The sequence below is a fragment of the Xenophilus azovorans DSM 13620 genome (genome assembly GCF_000745855.1).
GTDB classification, from domain to species: Bacteria; Pseudomonadota; Gammaproteobacteria; order Burkholderiales; family Burkholderiaceae_C; genus Xenophilus; species Xenophilus azovorans.
The window spans coordinates 90,745-100,444 of the sequence record NZ_JQKD01000023.1 but is presented as its reverse complement, the minus strand read 5'-3'; the positions used below and the strand labels follow the sequence as shown (position 1 = coordinate 100,444).

Annotated in this window: 9 protein-coding genes; 5 read left to right on the top strand and 4 right to left on the bottom strand. The window is 70.6% G+C overall.

The window, feature by feature from the left end:
• Positions 1–135: 135 nt before the first annotated feature.
• The gene (locus Q392_RS14485) at positions 136–351 is read right to left on the bottom strand and encodes a hypothetical protein (RefSeq protein WP_038208843.1); all 216 of its coding nucleotides are present in this window, start codon (positions 349–351) and stop codon (positions 136–138) included.
• 17 nt (positions 352–368) lie between these two features.
• Positions 369–1,550 (bottom strand): methionine adenosyltransferase, encoded by a 1,182-nt coding sequence (gene metK, locus Q392_RS14480; RefSeq protein ID WP_038208840.1) that lies wholly within the window; start codon positions 1,548–1,550, stop codon positions 369–371.
• A 210-nt stretch (positions 1,551–1,760) separates the two neighbouring features.
• Here metK and Q392_RS14475 point away from each other — a divergent pair, with 210 nt between their 5' ends.
• Both Q392_RS14475 and Q392_RS14470 read left to right on the top strand, forming a co-directional pair.
• Positions 1,761–2,642 (top strand): lysophospholipid acyltransferase family protein, encoded by an 882-nt coding sequence (locus tag Q392_RS14475; RefSeq protein ID WP_038208837.1) that lies wholly within the window; start codon positions 1,761–1,763, stop codon positions 2,640–2,642.
• Positions 2,639–3,514 (top strand): LpxL/LpxP family acyltransferase, encoded by an 876-nt coding sequence (locus tag Q392_RS14470; protein WP_038208834.1) that lies wholly within the window; start codon positions 2,639–2,641, stop codon positions 3,512–3,514. Before Q392_RS14475 ends, Q392_RS14470 begins: the two co-directional genes overlap by 4 nt.
• On the opposite strand, the gene Q392_RS14465 is transcribed toward Q392_RS14470, so the two are convergent.
• On the bottom strand, positions 3,508–4,428 hold the full coding sequence (locus tag Q392_RS14465; protein ID WP_038208832.1) for an alpha/beta fold hydrolase: 921 nt from the start codon (positions 4,426–4,428) through the stop codon (positions 3,508–3,510). The two genes, Q392_RS14470 and Q392_RS14465, sit on opposite strands and share 7 nt — an antisense overlap.
• A gap of 38 nt (positions 4,429–4,466) precedes the next feature.
• Positions 4,467–5,183, bottom strand: a complete 717-nt coding sequence (gene yihA, locus Q392_RS14460) for a ribosome biogenesis GTP-binding protein YihA/YsxC (RefSeq protein ID WP_038208897.1) — start codon at positions 5,181–5,183, stop codon at positions 4,467–4,469.
• A gap of 98 nt (positions 5,184–5,281) precedes the next feature.
• Here yihA and Q392_RS14455 point away from each other — a divergent pair, with 98 nt between their 5' ends.
• The 3 genes from Q392_RS14455 (at position 5,282) to ccsB (ending at position 9,691) form a co-directional block, all read left to right on the top strand.
• Positions 5,282–5,953 carry a c-type cytochrome gene (locus Q392_RS14455; protein WP_038208829.1) on the top strand — a complete coding sequence of 224 codons (672 nt, stop codon included), beginning with the start codon at positions 5,282–5,284 and terminating at the stop codon, positions 5,951–5,953.
• 184 nt (positions 5,954–6,137) lie between these two features.
• Positions 6,138–8,288 carry a cytochrome c biogenesis protein ResB gene (locus tag Q392_RS14450; RefSeq protein ID WP_038208826.1) on the top strand — a complete coding sequence of 717 codons (2,151 nt, stop codon included), beginning with the start codon at positions 6,138–6,140 and terminating at the stop codon, positions 8,286–8,288.
• Complete coding sequence (gene ccsB, locus Q392_RS14445; protein WP_038208824.1) at positions 8,285–9,691, top strand: c-type cytochrome biogenesis protein CcsB; 1,407 nt, start codon at positions 8,285–8,287, stop codon at positions 9,689–9,691. The genes Q392_RS14450 and ccsB overlap by 4 nt, the downstream gene beginning before the upstream one ends.
• Positions 9,692–9,700 lie beyond the last annotated feature (9 nt).

The following is a 9,700-nucleotide window of genomic DNA, read 5'->3' as shown; positions in this document are numbered from 1 at the left end:
TGGACAACCTGGCCGGGCGGCGCTACGCCGGCTCGGTCATCGTCAACGAGGGCAACGCGCGCTATTTCGAGCCGGCGCCCGGGCGCAGCTGGACGGTGGGCGCCGGCGCCGCCTACAGGTTCTGAGCCGCCGGCGTCAGTCCTTCACGCACTCGAACAGCACTTCCGTGTTGCCCGGTGCGATGCCCAGCAGGCGGGGACGGCCGCCGCGCTCGGCGCAGTAGTTGCCGGTCTCGGTGGCGTTGGGCGTACGCAGCTTGCCGTCGGGCATGCGCACCACCTGGTAGGGGGTGCCGCATGCGGCCAGGGCCAGCGGCGCGGCGAGGAGGCAGAGGGTCAGGAGCCGGGTCATGGCCGCGATTGTGCTGTCTACAGCCCGGCCGCCGCGCGCAGCGCCTGGGCCTTGTCCGTCCGCTCCCAGCTGAACTCGGGCTCCTCGCGGCCGAAGTGGCCGTAGGCCGCGGTCTTGCCGTAGATCGGGCGCAGCAGGTCCAGCATCTGGATGATGCCCTTGGGCCGCAGGTCGAACTGCTCGCGCACCAGCGCGGCGATGCGGTCGTCGGGGATGACGCCGGTGCCCTCGGTGTAGACCGTGATGTTCATCGGGTGCGCCACGCCGATGGCGTAGGCCACCTGGATCTGGCACTGGCGCGCCAGGCCCGCGGCGACGATGTTCTTGGCCACGTAGCGCGCGGCGTAGGCGGCGCTGCGGTCCACCTTGGTCGGGTCCTTGCCGCTGAAGGCGCCGCCGCCGTGCGGGCAGGCGCCGCCGTAGGTGTCGACGATGATCTTGCGGCCGGTCAGGCCGCAGTCGCCCTGCGGGCCGCCGATGACGAAGCGGCCGGTCGGGTTGATCAGGTACTTGGTCTCCTGCAGCCACTCCTTCGGCAGCACCGGCTTGATGATCTCCTCGATCACCGCTTCGACGAAGCTGGGCTTCATCCTGGTGGCCGTCTCGCTCTGGTCGGGGCTGTGCTGGGTGGACAGCACCACGGTGTCGATGCTGTGCGGCTTGCCGTCCACGTAGCGCATCGTCACCTGGCTCTTGGCGTCGGGGCGCAGGAAGGGCAGGCGGCCGTCCTTGCGCAGCTGGGCCTGGCGCTCGACCAGGCGGTGCGCGTAATAGATCGGCGCGGGCATCAGCTCGGGCGTCTCGTCGCAGGCATAGCCGAACATCAGGCCCTGGTCGCCGGCGCCGGTGTTCAGGTGGTCGTCCGAGGCGTGGTCCACGCCCTGGGCGATGTCGTTGCTCTGCTTGTCGTAGGCCACCAGCACCGCGCAGCCCTTGTAGTCGATGCCGTACTCGGTGTTGTCGTAGCCGATGCGCTTGATGGTGTCGCGCGCGACCTGGATGTAGTCGACGTGCGCGTTGGTGGTGATCTCGCCGGCCAGCACGACCAAGCCGGTGTTGGTCAGCGTCTCGGCGGCCACGCGGCTGCGCGGGTCCTGCTCGAAGATCGCGTCGAGGATCGCGTCGGAGATCTGGTCCGCGACCTTGTCCGGGTGGCCTTCGGAGACCGATTCGGAGGTGAAGAGGAAATCGTTCGCCATTGAGAGAAAACTCCGTCGAGGTGGTTGCCTGGCGCGTTGCCAGGTCCGGGGGAGTCTTGGCGAACGCTTTAGCAGTTGGGTTTAACGTCGCCCTGCAAGTAGTCCTGTAACTCGGCGACAATTTGCATTCTATTCAAGCCGGCCGGGGCCTGGGGCCCGGGCCGCGCGTCCGCCCCTTCTTCCCGTGTCGTTGTTCCTCCTCCTGCGCTGATGATCGCCCTGTTCCGTCTGCTGGCCCGCGTGCCCCTGCCTCTGATGCACGCCCTGGGCCGTGCGCTGGGCTGGCTGGTGTGGTGGCTGGCGCCGGGCTACCGCCGGCGCTTCCGCGCCAATGCGCAGGCCGCCGGCCTCACGCCCGCGCAGTGGCGCCCGGCCATCGGCGCGGCCGGCGCCATGGCGGCCGAGCTGCCCTGGCTGTGGGCCCGCCCGGCGGGCGAGAGCGTGCTGCCGAAGGTGATGCGCTGGGAGGGCCTGGAGGCCTTCGAGGCGGCGCTGGCCGAGCGCCGCGGCGTCATCATGATCGTGCCGCACCTGGGCAGCTGGGAGATGTACGGCCAGGCCGTGGGCGAGCGCTTCCTGAAGGACCACGGCCCGCTCACCGCGCTGTTCCGGCCGGCGCGCAAGAAATGGATGGCCGACCTGGTGGCCGGCTCGCGCGACCGGCCCGGCCTGCGCACGCTGCCCACCACCGTCAAGGGCGTGCGCGGCCTGATGCGCACGCTCAAGGAGGGCGGCTACACCGGCATCCTGCCGGACCAGGTGCCGCCGAAGGGGCAGGGCGTGTGGGCGCCCTTCCTGGGCCGGCCCGCCTACACCATGACGCTGCTGCCGCGCCTGGCGCAGACCACCGGCGCGCGCGTCTTCCTCGGCGTGTGCGAGCGGCTGGCGCGCGGCCGCGGCTACGTGATCCGCTTCGAGCCCTTCGACGGCACCGCGCTCGACGACCCGAAGGCCACGCCCGAGGCGGCCGCCGCGGCCATGAACGAAGGCATCGAGCGCCTGATCCGCAGCCTGCCCGGCCAATACGTGTGGGACTACGCGCGCCACAAGGAGCCGCGCGAGGAAATGGAAGTGGCGGAGGGCGGCGCGTGAGCCTGTCGGCCCGCCTGGGCATCGGCTTCATGAAGGCGCTGGCGCACCTGCCGCTGCCGCTGGTGCGCGGCCTGGGGGCGGGCTTCGGGCACCTGCTGTACGTGCTGGCCCGTCCGCGCCGGCGCGTCGTCGACGTGAACCTGGCCCTGTGCTTCCCCGGCAAGAGCGCGGCCGAGCGCCGCCGCATCGCCCGCCGCACCTTCGTGTACGTGGCGCAGGCCTGGCTCGACCGCAGCTGGCTGTGGCACGCGCCGCCCGAGGCGATCGACCGGCGCATCCGCATCACCGGCGCCATCGGCGAGATCGACGAGGGCAACGATCCGACCATCCTGTTCGCGCCGCACTTCTACGGCCTGGACGCGGCGGCCACCGCGCTGACCAAGCACAACCCCAAGCCCTCGACGACCATCTACACCACGCAGCGCAACCCGATGGTCGACGAGTGGACGCGCCAGGGCCGCACGCGCTTCGGCAACGTCACGGTGCTGCACCGCGTGGACGGCGTGAAGGAGATCGTCGCCGGCCTGCGCAAGGGCGGCGTGCTGTACCTGCTGCCCGACATGGACTTCGGCCCCTCGCAGTCGGTGTTCGTGCCCTTCTACGGCGTGCCGGCGGCCACCGTGCCCTCGCTGTCGCGCTTCGCCCGGCTGGCGCGGGCGAAGGTGGTGCCGGTGATTGCGAAGATCGTGCCCGGCGGCTACGAGATCGAGGTACTGCCGGCCTGGCGCGACTTCCCGACGCAGGACGCGGTGGCCGACACGGCGCTGATGAACCTGCGGCTGCAGGGCTACGTCGACGCCATGCCCGAGCAGTACTACTGGGTGCACCGGCGCTTCAAGACGCGGCCGGAAGGCGAGGCGAAAGTCTATTGAGCCTTCTTCTGGAAGGCTTCGATGCGCGCGGCGATGCCCTCGGGCTGCTCGTGGATCACCCAGTGCGTGGCGCCGGGGATCTTCTGCACCTCCAGAGCCGGCACCCATTGCTCGAGGCCGTCGAGCAGGCCGGGCAGCAGCGCGGCGTCGTCCAGCGCCCACAGCACCAGCGTCGGCGCCTGCACGCGCAGGCGCTCGTCGGGCAGGGTGGGAATGTCGTCGGCGCTGGTCCTGCCCGGCACCGGCGGCTTCATCGGCGTGACGCGGTAGAGGTTGCAGGCGCCGGTCAGGCCCTGGCTCCACACGTCGCGGTAGCGCTGCTTCACCGGCTCGGTCAGCCAGCCGAAGCCGTCGGGCCCGGCCTTCATCATGGTGAACATGGCGAACAGGCGCGCATGGTCGTTCTCGGCCAGCACCGCCTCCGAGCCCGGCGCGGCCAGCCAGTTCATGTAGGCGCTGGCCTTCTGCTGTGCGGGGTTGTGCTTCAGCTCGCGGGTGAAGGTGCCCGGGTGCGGCGAGTTGATGATGACCAGCCGGCCCAGTTGCTGCGGCAGCGCGTTGGCGAAGGCCCAGCCGAAGGCGCCGCCCCAGTCGTGCGCGACCAGGGTGTCGATGCGGCCGCCGGCCGTCTCCGACTTCGCCAGCTCCGCCACGTCCTGCACCAGCAGGTGGGGCCGGTAGGCCTCGACCTCCTTCGGCGAGGAGGAGCGCTCGAAGCCGCGCAGGTTGGGCGCCACGCAGCGGAAGCCGCCGTGCGCCGGGTCGGCGAACCATTCGAGCAGCGGGTCCCAGATGAAGGCGGCCTCCGGGAAGCCGTGCAGGAACACCATCAGCGGGCGGCCCGCCTCGCCGGCGGCGCGGCAGCTCAGGGTGATGCCGTGCGGCAGGGCGCGTTCGAAGGTCTCGATGGTCATGTGCCTGTCTCCTGGTCGCTTGTCGTGCTGTCTTCGCCTCAGCCCTCGGGGTGCGTCCAGCGCCAGAGCAGCTCGGCCGCCTCGTCCACGCCCTGGCGCTTGAGGGCCGAGAACAGTCTCACCTCGCCGCCGCCGGCCTGCAGTCGCGCAATGGACAGCGCCTTGGCGGCTTCCGAGCGCGAGAGCTTGTCGGCCTTGGTCAGCAGCACCAGGAAGTTCAGGCCTTCCTCCACGCGCGGGCGGATCACCTCCAGCAGCACCTCGTCCAGCTCGGTGATCCCCAGGCGCGGATCGATCATCAGCACCACGCCGGCCAGCGCCTGGCGCGTCATCAGGTAGTTGCCCATCACGCGCTGCCAGCGCAGCTTGGCCTCGCGCGGCACGGCGGCGTAGCCGTAGCCGGGCAGGTCGGCCAGCACGGTGTCATCGACCTGGCCCTTGCCCACGCCGAACAGGTTGATGTGCTGCGTGCGCCCCGGCGTCTTCGAGGCGAAGGCCAGGCGCTTCTGCTGGGTCAGCGTGTTGATGGCGGTGGACTTGCCGGCGTTGGAGCGGCCGACGAAGGCGATCTCGGGCAGGCCCAGCGGCGGCAGGTGCTCCAGTTGCGGCGCGCTCGACAGGAAGTGCGCGGTGTGCAGCCAGCCCAGCGCCCGGTGGCGGCGCTGCGCGGCCTCGGCGGCGGTGCCGGCCGGAGGGGATGCGGGGGTGGAGGCCGTGGCCGCGTCGGCACGGGCCGGGGAGGGCGGCTGGGTCATGGTGGGAGGGGGTTGGCAGGCCCCTGCCGAGGCGGCCGGGACGATGGAGCGCCCATTGTAGAATCGCCAGGTTTTGCGCAAATAAACCCGCCCCCGATATGAAGTTGTTCGCCCCTGTCCTGCTTGCGGCCTTGCTGTGCGCCACCGGTGCCGGCACCGCCCTCGCGGCCGAAGGGCCCGCGGCTGCTCCGGCAGCCGCGGCCAAGCCGGCCAAGCCCGATCCCGCCAAGGGCGACACCCTCTTCAACACCGCGCCGCCCAACGGCGTGTCCTGCGCCTCCTGCCACAACGCCGACGGCAACTCGGCCATCGCGGCCAACCCCAAGCTGGCGCAGCAGCACCCCGAATACATCCTCAAGCAGCTGGCGGAATTCAAGTCCGGCAAGCGCAAGAACGCCGTCATGCAGCCCATGGTGGCTCACCTGAGCGAGCAGGACATGCGCGACATCGCCTGGTTCGTGGGCAGCAAGACCGTCAAGCCCGGCTTCGCCAAGGAGAAGGACCTCGTCACGCTGGGCGAGCGCATCTACCGCGGCGGCATCGCCGACCGCCAGGTGCCCGCCTGCGCCGGCTGCCACAGCCCCAACGGCGCCGGCATCCCGGCCCAGTACCCGCGCCTGGGCGGCCAGCATGCCGACTACACCGACGCGCAGCTCAAGGCCTTCCGCGACGGCGTGCGCGGCAACAGCCCGCAGATGCACGGCGTGGCGGCCAAGATGAACGACAGGGAGATCAAGGCCGTCGCCGACTACATCGCCGGCCTGCGCTGAGATGAATCTGCCCCCACGCTCATCGCTTCGCGTATCGCTGCCCCCCAAGGGGGCGCATCAGCGCCTTCGGGCGGCCGGGCGGCGCTGATTTGACGCCGGTCAAACAGCACCAGCGAACCAACCGCCGACAATAAAACCCAACAGGGCGGGCCGATCCTCCGGGGTCGCCCGCCCTTTCGCTTTCATGACCGCATCCACCCACGGCCTTCGCCTCCGTTCCGGCTCGCACGCGCTGCGTGCCGGGGTGGAACTGCTGTCGTCGATGCGCTTCGCCATCGCGCTGCTGACGGTGATCTGCATCGCCTCGGTGATCGGCACGGTGCTCAAGCAGAACGAGCCGCTGGGCAACTACATCAACCAGTTCGGGCCGTTCTGGGCGCAGGTGTTCCTGGCGGCGAGCCTGGACGCGGTCTACAGCGCCTGGTGGTTCCTGCTGATCCTGGCCTTCCTGGTGGTCAGCACCTCGCTGTGCATCGCGCGCAACACGCCGCGCATCCTGGCCGACCTGCGCAGCTTCAAGGAGAACATCCGCGTGCAGGGCCTGAGGGCCTTCGGGCTGCGGGCGGAGGCGCCGCTGGACGGCGAGGCGCCCGAGGCCGCGGCACGGCGCATCGGCCGGCAACTGGCCGGCGGCGGATGGAAGGTGAAGCTGCAGCACCGCGAAGGCGGCCCGGAGAACGGCTGGATGGTGGCCGCCCGCGCCGGCGGCGCCAACAAGTGGGGCTACATCGCGGCGCACGGCGCCATCGTGCTGATCTGCCTGGGCGGCCTGCTGGACGGCGACCTGATCGTGCGCGCCCAGACCTGGTTCAACGGCAAGAGCATCTACCACGGCGGCGGCCTCATCGCCGACGTGCCGGCGCAGCACCGGCTCGCCGTCTCCAACCCCACTTTCCGCGGCAACGTCCTGGTGCCCGAGGGCGGGCAGTCCTCGGTGGCCATCCTCAACCAGGGCAGCGGCGTGCTGCTGCAGGAGCTGCCCTTCGCCATCGAACTGAAGAAGTTCATCGTCGACTACTACTCGACCGGCATGCCCAAGCTCTTCGCCAGCGAGGTGGTGCTGCACGACCTGGCCACCGGCGAGTCGAAGGAGGCGCGCATCGAGGTCAACCACCCGGCGAGCTGGAAGGGCGTGCAGATCTACCAGTCCAGCTTCGACGACGGCGGCTCGCGCGTGAAGCTCCAGGCCATGCCCATGACGGCCGGCGGCCGGCGATTCGAGCTGGAGGGCAACGTCGGCGGCAGCACCGCGCTGAGCGACGGCCAGGACAAGCTCACGCTGGAGTACACGGCGCTGCGGGTGATCAACGTCGAGAACTTCGCCGGCACGCAGGGCAGCGGCGCCGACGTGCGGCGCGTGGACCTGCAGTCGCACCTGGGTTCGGCCGCCACCGCCGGCAAGTCCAGGGAACTGCGCAACATCGGCCCCAGCATCGGCTACAAGCTGCGCGACGCCTCGGGCCAGGCGCGCGAGTTCCAGAACTACATGGTCCCCGTGGCCATGGACGAGGACGGCCCGCCTGTCTTCCTGCTGGGCGTGCGCGAGCAGCCCGACCAGCCCTTCCGCTACCTGCGCGTGCCGGCCGACGAGCAGGGCGCGATGGACGGCTACCTGCACCTGCGCGACGCGCTGGCCGACGAGGGCCTGCGCCGGCAGGCGGTGGGCCGCTACGTGGCCCGTGTGCTCGACCCGGCGCGCACGGAGCAGGTGGAGCAGTTGCGCGCCTCGGCCACGCGGGCGCTGGGCCTGTTCGCCGGCGTGGAGCGCATGAAGCCGGTCGCCGACGGCGTCCGGCCGCGCAGCGCCGGCGGCTGGCAGGCGATCGCCGAGTTCATCGACCTGCAGGTGCCCGAGGCCGAGCGCGAGCGCGCCGGCCAGGTGCTGGTGCGGGTGGTCAACGAGGTGCTGTTCGAACTGCTCAACCTCAGCCGCGAGCGCGCCGGCCAGGCGCCGCTGCCGATGGACGGCAAGAGCCAGGCCTGGCTGACGCAGGCGGTGCTGTCTCTGTCGGACGCGCACTTCTACCCGGCCCCGATGGCGCTGATGCTCACCGACTTCACTCAGGTGCAGGCCAGCGTGTTCCAGGTGGCCCGGGCGCCCGGCCGGAACGTGGTCTATCTGGGCTGCGCGTTGCTGATCGTCGGCATTTTTGCCATGCTCTACGTGCGCGAACGGCGCCTGTGGGTGTGGGTCGCCCCGGCGGCCGGCGGGGGCAGCAGCGCGGTGATGGCGCTGTCGAGCAACCGCCGCAACCAGGACACCGACCGCGAGTTCGCCCACCTGCGCAGCCGGCTGCTGGGCCGGGCGGAGCCCACGAAGGACAACGAGCCATGAACACGACCACCCTCACGCTCCACGAAAGCTGGTATGCCCGCCGAAGCCTCTTCGACTGGGTGTTCGCCGCCATCGTGACGACCGCGGGCCTGTTCGCCTTCGCGCGCTACCAGCCGTCGATGGACGTGTACGAGAAGGTGATTCTGCTGGCGGCCATCCCGGCGATGGTCTGGCTGGGCTGGTTCTGGCGGCCGCTGCGGGTGCTGGCGCTGGTGGTGGGCGCGGCCGCGCTGCTGGCCATCGCGTCCTACCAGGGCGACCTGGCGCGTGCCGAGCAGGTGTTCTGGCTCAAGTACTTCCTCTCCAGCCAGTCGGCCATCCTGTGGATGAGCGTGCTCTTCTTCATGAGCACGGTGTTCTACTGGCTGGGCTTCCTCGGCGGCGAGAAAACGGCCCCCACGCTCCCCGCTGCGCGTGGTTCGCTGCCCCCCGAGGGGGCGCCTGCCGCCTTGGGGCGGCCCGGCGGCGGCACGTTCGCCGATGCGATGGAGCGCATCGGCTCGCGCATCGCCTGGGCGGCCGTGACGATGGCGCTCATCGGCACCATGGTGCGCTGGTACGAGAGCCACCAGATCGGCCCCGACATCGGCCACATCCCGGTGAGCAACCTCTACGAGGTGTTCGTCCTGTTCTGCTGGCTGACCACCGCCTTCTACCTCTACTTCGAGGAGCGCTATGCCACCCGCGCACTGGGCGCCTTCGTGATGCTGGTGGTCAGCGCCGCGGTGGGCTTCCTGCTCTGGTACACGCTGGTGCGCGGCGCGCACGAGATCCAGCCGCTGGTGCCGGCGCTGCAGAGCTGGTGGATGAAGCTGCACGTGCCGGCCAACTTCATCGGCTACGGCACCTTCTCGCTGGCGGCGATGGTCGCCTTCGCCTACCTCATCAAGCAGCAGGCCGACGAGACGCGTTGGTGGCGCCTGGCGCCGATCTGGCTCCTGGGCGTGGCGCTGTGCTTCGTGCCGATCGCCTTCCGTCAGCGCGGCGTGGCAGAGGCGGGCGGCAGCTACTGGGTGGGCTATGCCGCCATCTCGGCGCTCATCGCGGCCGGCATCCTGCTGGGCCGCAGGCGCATCGCGGCGCGGCTGCCGGCCTTCGAGGTGCTGGACGACGTGATGTACAAGTCCATCGCGGTGGGCTTCGCCTTCTTCACCATCGCCACCGTGCTGGGCGCGCTGTGGGCGGCCGACGCCTGGGGCGGCTACTGGAGCTGGGACCCGAAGGAGACCTGGGCCCTGATCGTCTGGCTCAACTACGCGGCCTGGCTGCACATGCGGCTGGTCAAGGGGCTGCGCGGCAGCCTCGCCTCGTGGTGGGCGCTGGTCGGGCTGGCGGTCACGACCTTCGCTTTCCTCGGCGTGAACATGTTCCTGTCGGGGCTGCACAGCTACGGTACGCTGTAACCGGGAACG

Excerpts from the sequence above, each read along its gene's own strand:
- Q392_RS14485 (WP_038208843.1), bottom strand. The coding sequence starts at position 351 with ATGACCCGGCTCCTGACCCTCTGCCTCCTCGCCGCGCCGCTGGCCCTG.
- metK (WP_038208840.1), bottom strand. The coding sequence starts at position 1,550 with ATGGCGAACGATTTCCTCTTCACCTCCGAATCGGTCTCCGAAGGCCAC.
- Q392_RS14475 (WP_038208837.1), top strand. The coding sequence starts at position 1,761 with ATGATCGCCCTGTTCCGTCTGCTGGCCCGCGTGCCCCTGCCTCTGATG.
- Q392_RS14465 (WP_038208832.1), bottom strand. The coding sequence starts at position 4,428 with ATGACCATCGAGACCTTCGAACGCGCCCTGCCGCACGGCATCACCCTG.
- yihA (WP_038208897.1), bottom strand. The coding sequence starts at position 5,183 with ATGACCCAGCCGCCCTCCCCGGCCCGTGCCGACGCGGCCACGGCCTCC.
- Q392_RS14455 (WP_038208829.1), top strand. The coding sequence starts at position 5,282 with ATGAAGTTGTTCGCCCCTGTCCTGCTTGCGGCCTTGCTGTGCGCCACC.
- Q392_RS14450 (WP_038208826.1), top strand. The coding sequence starts at position 6,138 with ATGACCGCATCCACCCACGGCCTTCGCCTCCGTTCCGGCTCGCACGCG.
- ccsB (WP_038208824.1), top strand. The coding sequence starts at position 8,285 with ATGAACACGACCACCCTCACGCTCCACGAAAGCTGGTATGCCCGCCGA.